At 31.2% G+C, this 18,875-nt stretch carries 19 protein-coding genes and 1 pseudogene; 17 read left to right on the top strand and 3 right to left on the bottom strand.

What is annotated here, in order from left to right:
* Positions 1 to 114: 114 nt before the first annotated feature.
* Complete coding sequence (locus HVS_RS08260) at positions 115 to 2,502, bottom strand: LTA synthase family protein (RefSeq protein ID WP_207654768.1); 2,388 nt, start codon at positions 2,500 to 2,502, stop codon at positions 115 to 117.
* 172 nt (positions 2,503 to 2,674) lie between these two features.
* Positions 2,675 to 4,285, bottom strand: coding sequence for a putative polysaccharide biosynthesis protein (locus tag HVS_RS08255; RefSeq protein ID WP_101301112.1), 1,611 nt, complete (start codon positions 4,283 to 4,285; stop codon positions 2,675 to 2,677).
* A gap of 225 nt (positions 4,286 to 4,510) precedes the next feature.
* Between HVS_RS08255 and HVS_RS08250 the strand changes: the two genes are divergently transcribed.
* The 9 genes and pseudogenes from HVS_RS08250 to HVS_RS08215 all read left to right on the top strand — a co-directional run bounded on the left by HVS_RS08250 (position 4,511) and on the right by HVS_RS08215 (position 11,815).
* Positions 4,511 to 6,166 (top strand): CBS domain-containing protein, encoded by a 1,656-nt coding sequence (locus HVS_RS08250; RefSeq protein WP_159063426.1) that lies wholly within the window; start codon positions 4,511 to 4,513, stop codon positions 6,164 to 6,166.
* A gap of 38 nt (positions 6,167 to 6,204) precedes the next feature.
* Positions 6,205 to 6,873 carry a site-2 protease family protein gene (locus HVS_RS08245; protein ID WP_192876531.1) on the top strand — a complete coding sequence of 223 codons (669 nt, stop codon included), beginning with the start codon at positions 6,205 to 6,207 and terminating at the stop codon, positions 6,871 to 6,873.
* Between the two features lie 300 nt (positions 6,874 to 7,173).
* Positions 7,174 to 8,136: a tryptophan--tRNA ligase gene (trpS, locus tag HVS_RS08240; RefSeq protein WP_479715007.1), complete on the top strand. Its 963-nt coding sequence runs from the start codon at positions 7,174 to 7,176 to the stop codon at positions 8,134 to 8,136.
* Between the two features lie 126 nt (positions 8,137 to 8,262).
* Complete coding sequence (locus HVS_RS08235) at positions 8,263 to 9,057, top strand: segregation and condensation protein A (RefSeq protein ID WP_101301105.1); 795 nt, start codon at positions 8,263 to 8,265, stop codon at positions 9,055 to 9,057.
* A gap of 21 nt (positions 9,058 to 9,078) precedes the next feature.
* Positions 9,079 to 9,735, top strand: a complete 657-nt coding sequence (gene scpB, locus HVS_RS08230) for an SMC-Scp complex subunit ScpB (RefSeq protein ID WP_101301103.1) — start codon at positions 9,079 to 9,081, stop codon at positions 9,733 to 9,735.
* A 118-nt stretch (positions 9,736 to 9,853) separates the two neighbouring features.
* A pseudogene (locus tag HVS_RS17760) lies at positions 9,854 to 10,324 on the top strand (DUF2953 domain-containing protein); the annotation flags it as partial.
* Between the two features lie 9 nt (positions 10,325 to 10,333).
* Positions 10,334 to 10,519 carry a hypothetical protein gene (locus HVS_RS17175; RefSeq protein WP_242971533.1) on the top strand — a complete coding sequence of 62 codons (186 nt, stop codon included), beginning with the start codon at positions 10,334 to 10,336 and terminating at the stop codon, positions 10,517 to 10,519.
* 46 nt (positions 10,520 to 10,565) lie between these two features.
* Positions 10,566 to 11,030: a GerW family sporulation protein gene (gene ytfJ / locus HVS_RS08220; protein ID WP_101301095.1), complete on the top strand. Its 465-nt coding sequence runs from the start codon at positions 10,566 to 10,568 to the stop codon at positions 11,028 to 11,030.
* Positions 11,031 to 11,101: 71 nt separating this feature from the next.
* Positions 11,102 to 11,815 carry a pseudouridine synthase gene (locus HVS_RS08215; RefSeq protein ID WP_242971532.1) on the top strand — a complete coding sequence of 238 codons (714 nt, stop codon included), beginning with the start codon at positions 11,102 to 11,104 and terminating at the stop codon, positions 11,813 to 11,815.
* Positions 11,816 to 11,919: 104 nt separating this feature from the next.
* Here HVS_RS08215 and HVS_RS08210 read toward each other — a convergent pair whose 3' ends face one another.
* Positions 11,920 to 12,096 carry a DUF1540 domain-containing protein gene (locus HVS_RS08210; protein WP_157943007.1) on the bottom strand — a complete coding sequence of 59 codons (177 nt, stop codon included), beginning with the start codon at positions 12,094 to 12,096 and terminating at the stop codon, positions 11,920 to 11,922.
* A 652-nt stretch (positions 12,097 to 12,748) separates the two neighbouring features.
* Between HVS_RS08210 and HVS_RS08205 the strand changes: the two genes are divergently transcribed.
* The 8 genes from HVS_RS08205 to speE all read left to right on the top strand — a co-directional run bounded on the left by HVS_RS08205 (position 12,749) and on the right by speE (position 18,840).
* Positions 12,749 to 12,949: a hypothetical protein gene (locus tag HVS_RS08205; protein WP_159063424.1), complete on the top strand. Its 201-nt coding sequence runs from the start codon at positions 12,749 to 12,751 to the stop codon at positions 12,947 to 12,949.
* A 393-nt stretch (positions 12,950 to 13,342) separates the two neighbouring features.
* The gene (locus HVS_RS08200; protein ID WP_159063423.1) at positions 13,343 to 13,618 is read left to right on the top strand and encodes a hypothetical protein; all 276 of its coding nucleotides are present in this window, start codon (positions 13,343 to 13,345) and stop codon (positions 13,616 to 13,618) included.
* A gap of 110 nt (positions 13,619 to 13,728) precedes the next feature.
* The gene (locus HVS_RS08195) at positions 13,729 to 14,655 is read left to right on the top strand and encodes a hypothetical protein (protein ID WP_101301084.1); all 927 of its coding nucleotides are present in this window, start codon (positions 13,729 to 13,731) and stop codon (positions 14,653 to 14,655) included.
* A 648-nt stretch (positions 14,656 to 15,303) separates the two neighbouring features.
* Positions 15,304 to 15,702, top strand: a complete 399-nt coding sequence (locus tag HVS_RS08185; protein WP_101301080.1) for a helix-turn-helix domain-containing protein — start codon at positions 15,304 to 15,306, stop codon at positions 15,700 to 15,702.
* Positions 15,692 to 16,486, top strand: a complete 795-nt coding sequence (locus HVS_RS08180; RefSeq protein ID WP_101301078.1) for an ImmA/IrrE family metallo-endopeptidase — start codon at positions 15,692 to 15,694, stop codon at positions 16,484 to 16,486. The genes HVS_RS08185 and HVS_RS08180 overlap by 11 nt, the downstream gene beginning before the upstream one ends.
* Positions 16,487 to 16,541: 55 nt before the next feature.
* Entirely contained in the window at positions 16,542 to 17,411 is an 870-nt protein-coding gene (locus HVS_RS08175) for a transposase (RefSeq protein WP_242971531.1), read from the top strand.
* Between the two features lie 151 nt (positions 17,412 to 17,562).
* Positions 17,563 to 17,946 carry a ribosomal maturation YjgA family protein gene (locus tag HVS_RS08170; RefSeq protein WP_101301074.1) on the top strand — a complete coding sequence of 128 codons (384 nt, stop codon included), beginning with the start codon at positions 17,563 to 17,565 and terminating at the stop codon, positions 17,944 to 17,946.
* A gap of 66 nt (positions 17,947 to 18,012) precedes the next feature.
* Complete coding sequence (speE, locus tag HVS_RS08165; RefSeq protein WP_101301071.1) at positions 18,013 to 18,840, top strand: polyamine aminopropyltransferase; 828 nt, start codon at positions 18,013 to 18,015, stop codon at positions 18,838 to 18,840.
* Positions 18,841 to 18,875 lie beyond the last annotated feature (35 nt).

The raw sequence follows: 18,875 nt of genomic DNA, 5'->3' as shown, positions 1-18,875 counted from the left end.
CGGGCAGTAGCAGAAGCCCTTGGAGTAGAAGTTGATTGGAATAAAGTAATGATGGGAATATAAAAGCTTTATCCCATCAAGCTACAATTCTTCCAAAAAAAAACACTCCTAATATTACTCAAAATCCTTTAAGTACTGATTTCCCAAAATTAAATCATACTCAATCATTTCATAGTCTTTTATATATTGGTTTTCCCTATCTATATCCTTACTTAAAATCTGGTGCAAAAAGGCATGATCCTTTTTTAGCCCGTCTAATATATTAAAATAGCTTGGGTATTCAACTCCCGAATCCTTTAATATTTCAAGTGCTATATGAGCCGGAGAAACTGGCAGGTGGAAGGATGTGGTTTCTTTAAAGTTGGACCAGGATGCATATGGCGTTACATAGTATCTGAATTCTCTTTTGTACGGGTCTTCCTCAGGATTTAAGCGGTCATAAATTTCGTACATTTTTTCTAAGCTGCCCATCCTTGGCAGGTGGTCGCCAAAAAAGTACACAAGGGTTGGAGTTGACGAGTTTTCTAATTTGCTAATAAGTTTATCTAAAGAATTTGCACCATCCCTTACCCCTTCTGCATATGTGCTTAAAATGATTTTTTCTTCATCATTAAGTTTGTCCGATGTTACTGACACCTCTAATTTATCATATTTATCCACATAAGGGTCATGATTTTGCATTGTAAGAACCCAAATGAATTTTGGTTCATCATCTTTTTTTGATAAAATTTCAAGTACTTTGTCTATAAGCCTGTCATCTGATACATATGGTCCCTTTAAATCAGTATCAGCATTGAAACTATCTAATGAAATAAATTCATCAAAGCCCAAAAATTTATACACCTTGTCCCGGTTATACATTTCAGCCTTGTAGGGATGAATTGCAATTGTATTGTATCCGTTATCATTTAAAACTGAGACAATGCCAGGGGTATCCCTTCTAAAGTATACATTGTATGCCAGCACCCCGGGACCTAAAAAATAAGTGCTAAGCCCGGTTAAAGCTTCAAATTCAACGTTTGAAGTTCCTCCGCCTATGGCAGGGGAGACTATTTCCCCCTTTTTATATTTATTAAAATTTTTCATAATATCCTCACTAAAATGTACGCCCTTTAATACCGTAGGATCCCAAAAGCTTTCACACATAATTAGTACTATATCAGGCTTTATATCTGATTTAGTACTTTTAGGAAACTCTTTAGAGAGCCTGTCATTTATTTCTTTAATTTTTTCCATGGAATATCCAGAAGGTTCACTTAAAACATACTTGTCATAATTTTTTAAATACATATAATTTTGCACAAATAACCCGTTTGCAAGCATTTCCACTTTCCCTATATACCACGATTTAACTATCCAGAATTTTGAAACCTGTCCCGGTGTATTTATTATAAATCCGTTTATTATAAGAAGGGAAGCAGCTAAAGGGCATAATTTTTTTATGAATTTTGGTTTAAAAAAGCTGCGAACTCTTTTGTTAAAAATTAAAAGAATAATAAATGCAATTATAAATATTAAAATGCCGATAAGAATTAGAGGAAGATTCACATATTCCTTTGATATAATAATACCTTCTTTGAGAATATATGTATCCCAAGGATAAAAGGGCTCATCAAAATATTTAAATTTTACGTAATTTGCCACAACCAAAACAGCCGTTATTAAAAAGAGGGTTATTGAGGACAATACCCTTCCCATTAATGCTGTAAGACATAAGTAAATTGTTAAAATAAAGATTAAATTAAATACTATAGAGGGCTTGAAAACTGTGGTAACGGTATCTTTTAAATCCCCCCTTATGGTGTATTCAGTTATAAAAATTAAAACACATGCAAATAATATAAAACTTAAAAAGTTAAATGCTTGTCTGGATAATTTTTTAAAAATCTCTTCAAATTTATTTGATGTGGGATTTACTTCTTCATCTATATTTATTTTTTCTCTGAAAAAATACTTTATAAAGAGGCAAATACTTGTTGTAATCCAAAGTAAAAGTATTCCCCAAAAAGGATGATAAGCTGATGTTTCATAAGGTGAATTTAAATTTACAAGTCTTAAGTCACCTGTAGCAAAATACGGTTTGGTTTTTAGAAGGAATAAAAACATTACAAGAGAAGATGCAAAAATATTTAAGATTAAAATAAAATAGCCATACCTTACCTTGGTTACTTTCACATTTTTAAATTTATATCCCAGTAAGTAAAAAGGGTACATGGTGATGGGAAACAGCGTGAACATCATATTGGAAAAAGGAATCAAATAAGATAATATCAATAATGCCGGAAGAAATACGCTGTAAAATCTTTTAAATTTAATAACATAAGGTGTTATTATATACCACAGAGTATATGAAAGCATCAATATATTGAAAATATATATTCTTGTTTTTATTGACAGTATCAATATTGGCAAATTTACTGCCAGTACAGCAAAAACAGCCTTCTTTCCCATTTTAAAATTTGATTGGGCTGCAAAAAATATACAAGCTGAAATAATCAGCATTATAAGAGCAGAGGTTTTCTGCCCGTACAAAATTATATAATCTACCAATGATGCCAATAAAAGAAATATAATTATCAAAATTGTACTTATATGATTTTTTATTTTTAAAAATATCCTTGAAAATTTTGAATGTTTCATTTTCCCGTCTCACTTCTTTCCGTTGCTTTTATTTTTAGTTTGTTATTCTTGCATATATTTTTGCCGGAATAAGATTTTTAAACTTGTCAGGCATTTCAATTAAATCATCTTTAGAAATCCCCTTAAAGAGTATCATTGAAAGCCCGTATACTGCAACACCGGCAGTTACTGATATAATTACGGCAATTACATTTGAAAAGAACTCTCCTATAAAAAGATTAAAAAACAAATATGAAAGTTTGTACAAAACAAAAACCATTAACCCCATTGTTATTGATGAAAAAAGGGGCTTTATAGTGTTTTTAAATAAATATATTTTAACCTTCAAGTGTTTTTGAATTGTAATTGTATTTAACATAAGGGGGACACAAAAGCCCACTATACTTCCTATTATAGCCCCGTATATATTGATGCGGGGGATTGAAATTAAAAAGTAATTTGTAACTATCTTTGCTATAATTCCTATAATAACATTTCTTGTAGCGGTGTAGAGAAGCCCGGCGCTTTGTAAAATAGTTGTCTGTATCTGCACTAATGACATAAATACCAGTACAACAGCACCGTATTTCATAAGTTCATAGCCACCGCCAAACTTTAAAAAGGAATAAATTGGACCACTTAATATGGAAAAACCAACTGCTGAAGGAACAACTACGAATATACAAAGCCTTAGGGCATACCGGAGTTTTTTCTCAAACTCTTCTTTATCATTTACTGCCATAGAGCCTGAGAGAGAAGGCAAGACAGCAGCGGCAAGGGCTGCCACAATGGATACAGGCACATTCATTAACTGCTGGTATTTAGTCAAAAAACCATATAGTATAGTTGCCGCCTCTTCAGCATACCCCCCGGCCATAAGTCTTATTTTTGTGTTGGCCATGTCCACAAGGTTTCCTGCATATGTGGCGCCTACAGATATTGTTATAGGTACGCTGTAGTGTATGATTCTTTTTGCCAATTCTTTATAAGTGTATCTTTTTACATCCTTTCTCACTTTGTCTTTTGGTATTATGGAATTTCTGTTTTTATAGAACATGGCAGTCATAAAAATCATTGCAGTTAAAGCCCCTAATGAAGTCCCTACAGTTCCTCCTGCACAAGCTGCTTCAACTCCGTATTTCATTAAAAGCAGAGCAAATATAAGTGTAAATGCTACATTTGTAATTTGCTCTAACACTTGTGAAATAGCAGTGTATGTCATATTGCCCCTTCCCTGAAAGTAGCCCCTGTAGGCTGATGCAACAGCGGTTATAAAAATTGTAGGGGAGAGGGCTAAAATTGCAAGGTAAGATTTTTCAAAATGCAAAACCTTTGATATAGGTCCTGCAAGCACAAACATACCTGTTGCCAGCACTGCCCCTATGACAATAAGATAAGAACGTGCTATCTTAAAAGTCCTCAGTGCATCTTTATAGTTGCCCATATAGGTAAGTTCTGATATGGATTTTGATATTGCCACAGGAATACCTGAGTTTGCTATTACATATATAAATGTGTAAGCCTGATAGGCTGCTCCATATACCCCATAGCCTTCATCACCTAAAATACCTCTTAAAAAAGGAATATATAAGACAGACAGCACTTTTACAAACATGCTTGCTGCTGTCAAAAGCATAAAACCCTTTGCTATAGATTGTTTCTTCATTTTCTATCCCCTTTAAAATTACTAGCAATGTACTATTATACAATTTACTATTATACAACTTATTATTATACAACTAAAGGGGAGAGGATAAAAGTATAACTTTTAAAAGCTGTTTTAAAAGTAAACTCTATTTAAAACTTCTTTCAAAAAAATCTTAATTTTAATGGACTGATTTGGATATTATCTGATATAATGTAGGATAATTGTTTTTTTGGAGTGATGTTTTTGGAAATAAAAGAATTTATGAGCTTTCCTGTAAAGACCATTACTGATACTACAACTATAGATGAAGCAAATGAAATCTTGCAAAGATATGGTCATTCTGCCCTTCCTGTTTTAGAAGGAGGAAAGCTTGCAGGAATCATTTCAAGAAGAGATGTTGAAAAAGCTTTTATGCATGGCTTTGGAAAATTCCATGTTAAAGAATATATGACCAAAGATGTCATTACCGTTAGTGAAAATGCAAGTACAGAGGATATCCTCTCTATTTTTGCCGCCTGTAATATAGGAAGGGTTTTAGTAATTAAAGACGGTGAAATTACAGGAATAATTACCCGTTCTGACGTTATATCCATGCTTTATAATAAATTAGATTTAAAGGGCGATAATTTAAAAAATAAAATTGACTCAATGCCCTTAAAAGTAAAAAATTTACTCTACAGTGCCGGGGAAATAGCTGACGGGCTGGGATATAGCATTTATGTTGTAGGAGGATTTGTAAGGGATTTAATTTTGGGAAAAAGCACATTTGATATAGATTTGGTTGTAGTGGGGGATGCGCATACCTTTGCGAAGAAGTTTTCTAAGTGCCATAAAGGAAAAGTTACAAAACACGAAAAATTTCAGACAGCAACCGTCAAATTAGATGATGATTTTTATATAGATGTTGTAACCGCCAGAAAAGAATACTATGAATACCCCGGGGCACTTCCTACAGTTGAAAGGGGTACTATAAAAGATGACCTTTTCAGGAGGGATTTTACAGTAAACAGCATGGCAATCAGGCTAAACAGCGGATATTTTGGTGAGCTGGTTGATTTTTACGGCGGTAAAAAAGACATTAAAAATAAACAAATAAGAATTCTTCACAATTTAAGTTTTATTGAAGACCCTACCAGGATAATCAGGGCAGTGAGATTTGAAAAAAGATATGGTTTTAAAATTGAAAAAAGGACAGAAGAATTTTTAAAAAATGCAGTTTTTTCAAATTTTTTATCCAGAGTGAGTGTTGAGCGTATTAATCATGAGGTCTTTGCCATTTTAAAAGAAAAAAAGCCATGGGAAATTGTAGCAAGGATGCATGAACTGGGGATTTTAGAAAAAATATATCCGGAAATCAATTACAACAATGAACTTATAAATCTTTTTGAAAAGTGTTTTGAAAGAATTAATGAATTTAAAAATAACTTGAATACTTATAAAAATATTGATAAAATCCTCTTATGTCTTTTAGTGCTTTATTCTAATATGAAATATGATAAAATAACGGCTTTAATGGAAAGAATGAGGCTTAAAAAGGAAACAAGATGTGAAATAAAAAGATTTATAAAAGCTAAAGACACTTTAAAGACAGTAGATATAAGAAATATAGACAATTATCAGGCTTATAATATTTTTAAAAATCTTTCCCTTGAATGTCTGTATGTTTTAACATTGATATTTAACAATGAGGATTTTTACAATAAATCACTGGAATATATTAACAAACAAAAAAACATAAAGCTTAACATTACAGGCAATAAATTAAAAGAAATGGGTATCGAGCCTGGTTCAAGATATAAAAGGATATTAGATGAAATATTGAAAGAAAAACTAAATGGAAATTTAGAAACATTAGAAGATGAGGTGGAATTTGTTAAAAAATTGCTTTCGGAAATTTAAAAGTTATTGTAAAATAGTTTTAAAGGGAGAGTGAAATTATGTATATTCTTAATTTAGGGATAGCTGCGGCTTTATATTATTTTATTGTTTTTTCATTTTCTATTTCCATACATGAATCTGCTCACGCTCTTGCAGCATACTATCTGGGCGACAGTACAGGGAAAGATTTAGGCAGGATTACCATAAACCCAATGAAGCATTTGGACCCGGTTGGAACTATTTTGTTGTTTATGGCAGGGTTTGGCTGGGCAAAACCTGTACCTTTTAACCCATCAAATTTTAAAAACCGTAAAACTGGAACTGCGTTGGTTAGCCTGGCAGGACCATTATCTAATTTTATATTAGCAATTATTTTTGCTTTTACATTCTTATTTTTTGTATTGAAGTTTGATGTTTCTCCTGATTTTAATTCTACAGACCCTTTGGTTATAATCACAAATTTTGGTTTAATAGGCCTAAATTTAAATATAGTCCTGACTGTTTTTAATCTTTTGCCTTTTCCGCCATTAGACGGTTCAAAAATATTAGCATTCTTTTTGCCACAGCATTATTATTTTAAATTTATACAAAACCAGTATGCAACTTTTATAGTTTTTATTATTTTAATTATGACGGGTGTACTGAACACAATACTTACTCTGGCCTATGAACATGTTTCAAATTTTATATTTTTTATTTTGGAACCGCTTAAAAACCTGATTGCTTGAAGGAAAATTATAACATATATAATAAAAATGTCTACATATATTTAATTGGACTTTGAATAAAAAAAAAGTTATAATTTATTTTGTATAACACTATAAAATAAAATTTATAAATGTAAAATTTGCACATAAAAGGCTTATAAAAGTGTATAAATAGCTTATAAAAGTAAAACTAAATGAATTACAAATTAATTATATTTTATAATATTATAAAATTTATATATTAGAAAATATTTTAAAAAATAGATAAATTTTACTTAGGAGAGTGAATTATTTGTGAAAAAAGGTACAATCTTAAGTGGCATGAGACCAACAGGGGCACTGCATCTTGGCAATTATTTTGGAGCATTGGAAAATTGGGTAAAACTCCAGGATGAATATAATTGTTATTTTTTTGTAGCAGACTGGCATGCCCTTACAACAGGATATGAAGATACAACACAAGTCAAAAAAAATATAAATGACCTTGTTGTGGACTGGATAAGCGCAGGCCTTGACCCGGAAAAATGTGTTATATTCCTTCAGTCATCGGTGCTTGAGCATGCAGAGCTGCATCTGCTTTTTTCCATGACAACACCTTTGTCATGGCTGTACCGCTGTCCAACTTACAAAGATCAGCTGAATCAAATGAAGGACAAGAATATAACCACCTATGGCTTTTTGGGATATCCATGCCTTCAGGCTGCAGATATATTAATATATAAGGCGGACTATGTACCGGTAGGGGAGGACCAGCTGCCCCACTTAGAACTTACACGGGAAATAGCAAGACGCTTTAACCACATGTATGGTGAGGTTTTTCCGGAGCCTGAAGCTATTTTAACAAAAGCTAAGGTACTTCCGGGAACTGACGGAAGAAAAATGAGCAAAAGCTATAACAACACAATAGCTTTGTCAGACAGCCCTGATGAAATCAGGCGTAAGGTTAAAACAATGGTTACAGACCCTGCAAGAATAAGAAAAGATGACCCGGGACATCCGGAAGTTTGTACGGTTTTTTCATTCCACAAAATTTTTAATGAAAGTGAAGTTCCTGAAATAGAAGAACAGTGCAGAGGCGGTAAAATAGGATGTGTTCAGTGTAAAAAGAAGCTGGCTGATAAAATGATTGAGTATTTAGGTCCTATTTATGAAAGAAGGCAGGATATTTTAAAGAAACCTGATATGATAAAAGAAGTAATTTGTATGGGAAACAAAAAAGCCAAAGAAGTTTCCCAAAAAACAATGGAAGAAGTTAGAAGGGCAATGAAAATAGATTTTATTTAAAACATAACTTATTTAAAACAAAATTTATTTATGACTTATTTTACGATTCATTTAAGGTTTTTTAGGTTAATTTTTAAGATTAGCTTTTATTTATGTTAATTCTCATATTAATTGGTGGTGTATTTTGTGGAGAGTGTTTTATCAAATGCCTGTACAATAAAAATTCAAAATTTTGAGGGACCATTGGATTTGTTATTTCATCTTATAGAAAAAAATAAAATTGACATATATGATATTCCCATAGATGAAATAACCGATCAATATATGGACTACCTTTTTAAAATGCAGGAAATGGATTTGGAAATTGCCAGTGAATTTTTGGTAATGGCAGCAACATTGCTTCACATAAAATCAAAACTACTTCTTCCTAATCCTAAAAAAGAAGAGGGGGAAGAACAGGTAGACCCAAGGGAAGAGCTTATATTAAGGCTTGCAGAGTATAGGAAATATAAAAAGTTTTCTGAAATTTTAAGGGCTCGTGAAGAAGAATACAGGAAAATATATTATAAACCACCAGAAGAAATAGATATAAAAGAGGAAGACCAGCCTATAGAGCTTTCATATGATGAGCTTACCAGGGTTTATATTGAGCTGATGGAGCGGAATGAGAAGAAAAGGAATAAAAACACAAAAAACATGACACAGATACTGCAGCGTGAAAAGGTATCTTTAAAAAGTAAAATACGTGAAGTTGTAAGGACGCTCCTAAACAGAACTTTTTTTAAATTTTCTGATGTATTTTCAGCTAAAACAAAATCAAAACTTGAAATTGTAACCGGGTTTTTGGCTATATTAGAACTTGCAAAATTAAAAAAATTAATCATTAAACAAAATAAAAATTTTTCTGAAATTTTTGTCTACAGACGTGAGGGTACTGACCTTGAAGATATTAATGATGAAAAGATAGCGGCGGAAAACTAAAGCCGGAGGGGATCTGACATTATGAATTTAAAAAAATACCAGCAGATTATAGAAGGGCTTCTTTTTGCAGCAGGGGACAGGGTTTCTATTGAAAAAATCTGTGAGGTTATTGGTACAGATAAAAAAACAGCCAGGCTTGTTTTAAATAATATGATTGTTAACTATGACAGCGACCCTTCCCGAGGGATAACCATAAGAGAAATAAACAAAGGTTATCAAATGTGTTCAAAGCCTGAGTTGTACCAATATATAAAAATACTGTTTGAACCCCGCCAAAAAAGCGGTTTATCTCAGGCGGCCCTTGAAACCCTTGCAATTATAGCCTTTAACAGACCTATTACAAAGGCAAGAATAGAAAAAATCAGAGGGGTTAATTCAGACAGCTCAATTGAAAAACTTTTAGAAAAAAATCTAATAAGGGAATGTGGAAGGCTTGATGCCCCAGGAAGACCCCTTCTTTATGAAACTACTGAAGAGTTTTTCAGGTGTTTTGGGTTTAAATCAGATTCAGATCTTCCAATATTTGAATTTAATGAAATAAAACAAAAGGATGCTGAACAAACTTACGAAGATGTACAAGTAAATGCAAATCCAAATACAAGTGTAAATGAACAAGTAAATACCGATGAACAAGGAAATAAAGATGATAGAGAAAATAAAGATGAAAATGAAAAGTAAGTCAATAAGTAAAGACAGAAGGTAAATACACAAGAATAAAGAAAATTTTACTAAAAAAATACACTAAATAAGTGTATTTTTTTATTTTTGGGGAAAAATACCTAATTGAGGTGATATAATGACCCGGTTTTTTTTTATTATTATTTTAACTGCCTTAGCAGTAATTATGTTATTAATAATTATATTATTATCCAAAATAAATATTGTAATTGAGTACAAAAGAAAATCCAAAGATGAAATCTTTATATTGTCTTTTTTTATGTATAAAGGCTTAATAAAGTACAAATATGAAATTCCAAAGATTGATACTGAAAAGAAGGGTATTTTTTATAGACTGAAAAAAGAAAAAGATGAAAAAAAGCGTGAAAAATACATAAAGTATACAAGTATTATGCATAGGATTGAGAGGGGAAGGGTTTTTTATTTAAAGCACTGCTCACTTATAAAAAGAATACAAAATTTTTTAAAATGTAAAATAACACTTAAAAATTTAAGTTTCAAAATGAATTTCGGGACAGGAAATGCTTGTCACACCTCTATATTAACTGGGCTTTTATGGACTTTTTGCGGCATAATTATCTCTTTTTTACACCGGTTTATGAAAGTAGAAAAAAAGCAAGTGGTTATAAAACCAAATTATACAGAAAAAAATATAAATTTAGAATTATACTGTATATTTAATATTAGAATTGTCTATATTATTGTTATAGGATTTATGATTTTAACACATTTTACAAAAAACAAGCGTGCTTTATTTAAGGCTGAAAAATGTGTTAGTGGCTAAAATGTTTAAAAAAGTATTAGGATAATAACAAAAGGCGGTGATTATTGTGGAGCAACATCCTATTGAAGGCTTGATGACAACAGCCATGGAAAGCATAAAGGATATGGTGGATGTCAACACTATTGTAGGAGATGCTGTTCAGGCTCCTGACGGGACTGTAATAATTCCGGTCTCAAAGGTATCCTTCGGGTTTGCAGCAGGGGGCGGGGAATACAATTCCTGCTGTAGTGCAAATACCGGGGAAAGTTCTGATGATGAAGGGGAAACAAGTGGAGGAACTTCTTCTAAATACCCCTTTGCAGGCGGCAGCGGTGCCGGGGTTAGTATAAATCCTGTTGCTTTTATGGTTGTAGGTCAAGGTCAGATAAGGCTTTTACCTGTTACAATAAATTCTTCTTTGGAAAAAATACTTGATATGGTACCTGATATTATAGAAAAGGCAAACCAGTCAATAAAGAAAAAAATTAAGGTGAGAAGAACCATTAAAGAACTTGATGATGAAGAAGTTTAATGCTTGTGTATTTATTGTCTGCAGTAGTATAATGTAGGGTAGGATGATGATTTGGAAGTGGGATGTGAAAAGTGAAATATAAAAAAATACGGCTGCAGAAATATTTAGCTGATTGTGGGGTTGCTTCAAGAAGAAAAGCAGAAGAGCTTATTTTGCAAGGCAGGATTTCGGTAAATGGCACTGTGGTCACTGAATTAGGGACAAAAGTAGATTATAATGACATAGTATGTTTTGACGGCAAAAGACTAAAGAGAAAAGAGGATAAGGTTTATATTTTATTAAATAAACCGGTTGGATATGTGACCACTGTAAAGGACCAGTTTCAAAGACCAACGGTTATTGATTTGGTGGATGTACCTGAGAGGATTTTTCCTGTCGGGAGGCTTGATTACGATACATCAGGTCTATTAATTTTAACCAACGATGGAAGTCTTACATACAGACTCACCCATCCTAAGTTTAAAATAAAGAAAGTTTACAGGGCAGTGATAAAGGGGATTCCTTCTAAGGAAAAAATAGAGAAGTTTGAAAAAGGCATAGAAATAGAAGATTACGTTACAGCACCCGCAAAACTTAAAATAATCAAAAGTTTTAAAAATACTTCTACTGTTGAAATAACCATATATGAGGGCAAAAACAGACAAGTCAGGAAAATGTGTAAAAACATAGGACATCCTGTTTTAGAACTTAAAAGAGTTGGTTTTGGACATCTTAGTTTAGGGGATTTACCAGAGGGTAAGTGGAGAAAGCTTAATAAGAATGAAATTTCTAAGTTATTAGAGTGAAGGTTCTTGTAATAAGCGTTACAAGAACCTTATATTTATTTTGTCATGATTTTATTGAAGTTGTGTTATAAATTATTGCAAGTCTTTTCTACAGGTTTTAATAATTACTTCTTATTTTTCTTAGGTTTGTAGCTTGCACAAAGTGTTTCATCATAAGGGGCGCCACTGTCTGAATTTGCACCGGCACTTACCTGTATAGCATCCAGGTTACACAAGTTTTCACTAAATTCGTTAAACATACAGCTTGAAACTGAGCACTGTATTTTTTGACATTTATTCATACTGATTTCCTCCATTTTTTTAGGATTCACAATTATTATTTGAGTTTTTAATAATAATATAATAGGTATGTTATTGTAATTAGATATGTTTTTTAAACTAAATAATCTTTCAGAAGATCACTTGATAAATGTTGATGTAAATGGTAGAATAATTAAATAAAAATACATATTTTTATTTAATTAATGTTTATATTGCTAACATTTTAATTTTTTACTTATGTGTTCTTTATTTATGTATTCATTGCTTATGTGATTATTATTTTTGCAATTATTATTTATTCTAATTATTATTTATGTGTTCATTACTAATTAAACTATTATTTATGTACTCATTATTAATTTAATTATAGTATTTTATTTACATTCTTTGTATTATTTTGAATTCAAGTTCTGGAGTTTTAAGGTGTTAATAAAAAAATAAAGTTTAGGGGGTTGTATAAATGATTAATTTTAAAAAAAAGGCTAAGTGTTATTACTTTATTATGCCTGCTTTTTACACTTCTTTTTAATTTCACAGTTTCAAAAGTATATGGAACTAATGAAGAAGTAAAATATGGTGATGTCAATAGTGACGGTTATATTAACCTTGAAGAAGCTGTAAAAGAAAGTTCAAAGCCTTTTATCCTTGAAGGTGTTTCTTATAGTGCCAGCGGTGCCGTTGGAAATTATTCCTGTTGAGGTATATAAAGATTCAATTTACTGGTCAACAAGTGATGAAAATGTGGTGAAAGTAAAAGACGGCGTAATTACAGCACAAAAAGAAGGGGTGGCTATTATAGCTGCACAGCCTATGTTTGATCCGCTTTTTAGAACCAGTCTTTTCTGTGTAGTGCGTGTAATAAAGAATGAATAAGATGGGTCAACGGCTCAAAATATTTAAAAACAGAAAGTTGAAGTTCCCGTACATTTTAGAGGAAGTCCTAATGAATTTGCTTTAGAAAAAAGGGTAGTTTATGATGTAAGTGGGAAAAACAAAAAAATAGCTGATGCTTCTTCTATAAAACAAAACTGCTATACATATGCACTTGGTTTATACACCTTTCATGACGGTACTGAATTTGAAGAAGGTGGTGCTGACCCGGCAGAGATAGCAGATAGATATCTTAAAAGTAAAGGATATCTTAAAGATTACTCGGAAAAAGATAGAGAAATATATTACTTACATGGTTATATTGACGGCTATATAGATGAATTTGTAAATTCTGTTATTGCAGATGGAATGGCTGTGGGATGGATTATCAGGGAAATGGATAAAAAAGATGACCCTATTCCTCTTGGAGCATTCAGGATAATGTCTGTTTTTAGGGATAAAAGGGATAAATACGGAACGGTGGATTATCATTTTTATAGGGAAGATAAAGATGGAAATTGGTCATCAAAAGCCGGCTATAAAGGGGATATTTTAGAACATGGAAAAGAACCTGAAGATAATTCTAAACATTATATAGACTATAATACAGACAGAAGGTATTATTATGTTATCAAACTAAAAAAAGGAGATAAATGCTGTGGAGGAATTTAGAATAGAAAAATATGATAATTATTCTATAGGCATTACAGGTAATCAAAAAAAAAAATAAATATGCAATAATATCTTTTGTTTTATCAAACATAGGCGTTATTCTGTCGCCTATGTTTTTGTTTCAAATTTTGGGAATTATATTTGGGGTTATGGGCTTAAGTTCAAAAAAAAGAGAGTTGTCTAAAAAAGGGATATTAATAAGTGTTGTGACTGTTTTTTTAGGAATTCTGGTTGTTTTAATGCATAAACATTCACACAGTTTATCATTTGATTATCATTACTTATCAAAATTTTGGATAATTGTATCTCCTGTATTTGGATTATTTTTAATTCAAACTATAGGATTTGCGTTTGGAATTATTGGAACTGGTGTAAGAACGGAAAAAAGAAATATTTCTGTGAAAAATATATTAGTTAGCATTGTATCAATTTTTTCAGGCATTTTCCTTGTATCAGTTTTAATTTATTTAAACTATCAAATGGGGATTATAGACTTTCAACGAGTAGGAATTCCACCTGATTATTTTGATTTGTCTGTTATTGGGATTATTTTATCTCCTGTATTTTTAATATTTTTATTTCAATTTATAAAATTTTTGTTTAAAGTTAATAATTTTAATTTTGAAAAAAGAAAGTTATATGTAAAAAAAATATTTATTAGTTTTACAACTGTTTTTTTAGGAATTTTTATTATTTCAATTATAGTGCGTTTAAACCATATGATAGAACGAGAGAGATTTTCATATGATTACTATGTTGCCAGCCGCATTGAATCCGGTATACGCTTTTATATGATGGATACAGAGGACTATGAATTAAAATTCATTACTGATGAAAGTCTTGATGTTGAAATATTATTAGCTAATTTATATGAAAAGTGTCATGAATATAATAGACCATATATAAGGCAAAAATTTACTTTAAATATTTTTCCGGCATCAAAACTACATAAAGGATGGGATATATTTGTGGACAGTGAAAATATTATTGTAGAAGTTAATCCTTCACAGGAGGGACATTCCCTTGTTATAAAATAAAGTTTTAAAAAACCAATTTAAAAAGGAAAAGAAATAATGAAAAAATTGTTGGTTATTAATTTATTAGCTGCTGTTTTTTTACAGTCATTATAAAGGTATCCGGAGCTTGTATTGTTGCTTTTCATTATGTAATTTACAATAATAAAATTTAAGAAACTGTCCTTGAAACTGTCAAGAAATCAGTTTGTGTTAGTATTTTTGAGCCTGTTTATAGTAATTAGTTCAATTACTATAACTGCTTTTTAAAGGGAGGAATATATTAAAGTTGGTAACTTATTTGAATTTTCTCCCTCACCTGATGGTTATAAATCTGCAAGTATTGATGAATCTAAAACAGGTTTATTATATGCAATATTTTAGACGCCGTATGGATTTCGGAACACTTAATTCATCTTATCATAAAATACGTGAAAGATATATGTTGAAAAAGTATTTAAAGAAGGAACGATAAATATCGGTTCAAAGATTATTACAAAGAAATAGAAAAAAAGAAAAGTCAGGACTGATTCGATAATATCTAATTTATATCATATTATAATATAAAATTAAATTGCTAATAGGTTATTTATATAATTTAATCTGTTTTTTTACCTGTATTGAATAAACATATCAAAATATGATACAATATATACGAAGGGAGGAATTAAAATGGTTGATGCTGCACAAAATTTATTTGTACAAAATTTAAATAAGTATATTAGCCATTATAAAATAAAACAATCATTTATAGCAAAACGTGCAGGAATTGAAAAGAATAAATTATCCAGAATTCTTAATAGTGTTCAGCCGATTACCTATGAAGATATGCATTCTATATCTGATGCTTTGGATAAGGATATAAAATACTTTTTGCAGGAAAAATTGGATTTGCTGGCTCCTGATTATAAAGATTCAGCTTCAATAGCGTTTTATATGGGAACTGCAGATGAAAACAAAGAAAGGTTAGCCAATCAGGTTTTTGATTTATTAGAGCATATAGATGCAATTATTGGAATTCGCAAAAAAATGCAAAAAGAGGCTTTAGAGGTTTGGGATTATGAATTTTAGCAGATTTAAAGAAATTGTTATTAAAAACAGGGCATATGCCGGCAGTGTCAAAGAGACGCTGAAAGTTTTCCAAGACAGGGTCCGGTGGGATGGAGATATACCCAAAATAATAAAAGAAATTGGAGAAAAACTGGATGTGTTGGTTTTCCAGGTTCCGATGGCTGACAGTGATTTTGGGGCTGTTTTTTTAGATACAGGCTACAGTAAATATATGTTGCTTAATTCAAGCCAACCAAGGAACAAAATGTATTTTTCTTTTTGTCATGATATATACCATATTATTTGCGGAGTGCCGGACTACATTAATGAAAAAAGAGAGGTTCATTTTAATCAGGATTATGATTCCAATGATAATGAGCGCAAGGCAAACCTTTTTGCGGCAAACTTGTTGATGCCGGAATTAGAGTTTAAAAAAATGTATGAATTATATAAGGATGATAATAAAGATATTGAAAAAATAGTTGCAAAACTTATGAATTATTTTAGTTCTCCCTTTGTTGCTGTTTTAATACGCCTTTATGAATTAGAGATATTGGAAAGGATAGAAGATGTAAAAGAAATATTGGAATATGGGGACAATCAAATCAGGGAATTATTTGATTCTTTGTGGCTGGACCGGGATATACTTGAACCAACTTACAAAGATGAAATGCCTTTTATATTGGAAATGATAAAAACTGAAGGAGCTGATTTAATAGAGAAGCAACTACTGTCTGAATACAATTATAACCGAATTGTTGAAGGAATAAAAAAAATATATTCCGACATAAGGAAAAAAGATTAGTATGGGCAAGAAATATCAGGAAACACCTTTAAATTTCAGCTCCTTTAAAAATTATATGATATATAAAAAAGAGGAAGTTGTTGATACTATTTCGAAGGCACACAGGTATTTTTTTTATGATACTTGTTCTATTCTGCATCATTCAAATTCATCTAACAGGCAGGCCATTATTAATTATTTGAAGAGCAAGGGGGATGTAATAATTGTATCCCGGACGGCATTAATGGAACTTACTGCCAATTCATTTGAGTTGCATCCCGTTCAGATTCAATATTTCAGCGAACTTAACAGCAGTGGCTTTAAAGTCGTTCTTTTTGACGAAGAAGTAATTTATAATTGTTTAAAGGATGCTTTAAATATCAGTACTGAAGAAGCTAATAGACTGCTTGGGTATGCCGTTAAAGAGGTATGCAGATACAAAACAAAAACAAGTGAAATTATTGAAAGTATGGACAAGCATATGTCTGTTAAGCTTAAAAGTACAAACCCGGGAAATAGGGAGTTGTTCAGCACTTTCTTCCGGTATGCCAGGACTTTAAAAAGAAAAGGGGACAGTATTGCAGAGGAATTAATTCTTATATGCATAATAGTGCTGACAAGAATTCCTTTAGGACGCTATTTTTTGATAAGTGATGATATGCGGATAAAACCACAGATAATAAGTGTTAATGATTATATTTTAAAACATCACGGAAGAAGAGAACCATATCAGCTGACGACAGCGGCATTGGTATATAAAATGTACAGGGATAACGTGCTGACTAACAGGAATGATATGATTGAAATTATGAAAGCAGCTTATAAAGGAAATATTAATGTATTTTTTGTCGGTGAATATGATATACAGCAAAGATATGAGTCTTTTAAATGTGAAGACTTAATTGACAGGATTTTAAATGAGAAAGATTTTAGGATAATATATTAATTTTGATTTGACATAGAAATGGTTTAGCATTCCAGGCTGAACCATCGGAATCCAAAAAGAAATAAATGTGATATAATATCTTTCATATTAACAATTTTAGGAGTTATTTTGTTTCTATTTTTATTGATGTATATGGTGAGGTGATTAAAAAATGGGAATAAATAAAAGATATTTGGCAGCTTTTTTTATTTTTTTAACTATAGAAATAATAATTGCCCTTTTTATAAGAGATAATATCATAAGACCGTATGTAGGGGATATACTGGTTGTTATTTTGCTATACACCTTTATAAAATCTTTTATAAGAAAGCCAATAAAATTTTTACCCCTATATATTTTTATCTTTTCTGTAATGGTAGAGATTTTGCAGTACTTAAATATTGTAGAAATTTTAAATATACAAGGTAATAAAGTACTGTCCACTATTGTTGGAGCTACCTTTGATATAAAAGATATTTTTTGCTACCTGGTTGGATGCATTATTTTAATAATCTGGGAAGTACATTTTATTGACAAGACATGTTTTGGGGATTAAAATATTAATGGCTAATTAATAATGCCTATAAATATTGGTTTAATCCATCACAAGGAGTGAATTTTAATGGAGCTTTGGTATACAGAATATCAAACAAAAAATGTAGGAATAACATGCAAAGTTAAACAAACATACCACACTGAAAAAACACAGTATCAGGACATTGCATTGATTGATACAGAGCAATTTGGCAAGATGCTTGTTTTAGACGGAACTGTGCAAACTACAATAGAGGATGAATTTGTTTATCATGAAATGATATCACATGTTCCTTTGGCTACTCATAAAAATCCTAAAAAAGCCCTTGTAATTGGCGGAGGGGACGGAGGGGCAATCAGGGAAATCATTAAGCATCCTACCATCGAAAAAGCAGTGCTTTGCGAAATAGACGGACGAGTAATTGAAATTGCAAAGGAATATTTGCCTGAAATAAGCTGTGCCTTAACTGACGAGAAGGTAGAGGTCATTGTTGATGACGGGATAAAATATGTAAACCAGCATAAAAACGAATTTGATGTAATAATGATTGACTCAACTGACCCGGTAGGTCCTGCTGTAGGACTTTTTTCAAAGGAATTTTATAAAGCCATATATGAATGTCTAAAAGAAGACGGAATATTTGTTGCTCAAACTGAATCACCTTTTTTTCATAAAGATCTAATTAGAAATGCATTTAAAAATGTAGAATCAATATTTCCTATAGCAAGGCTTTATACATGTGCAATACCTACTTATCCAAGTGGTTATTGGAGTTTTACAATGGGTTCTAAAAAATATGACCCGTTAGAAACAGATTTAGACAGTATACCAAAATTAGATACAAAATATTACTGCCCTCAAATACACAAAGCAGTTTTTGCACTGCCAAAATTTGTATCAGACATTATTAAATAATAAAAAATCATTATTTATAAATGTAAAATAAATAT

It is taken from the genome of Acetivibrio saccincola (genome assembly GCF_002844395.1).
Lineage (GTDB): Bacteria > Bacillota > Clostridia > Acetivibrionales > Acetivibrionaceae > Herbivorax > Herbivorax saccincola.
This window is presented reverse-complemented; position numbering and strand designations above follow the sequence as displayed.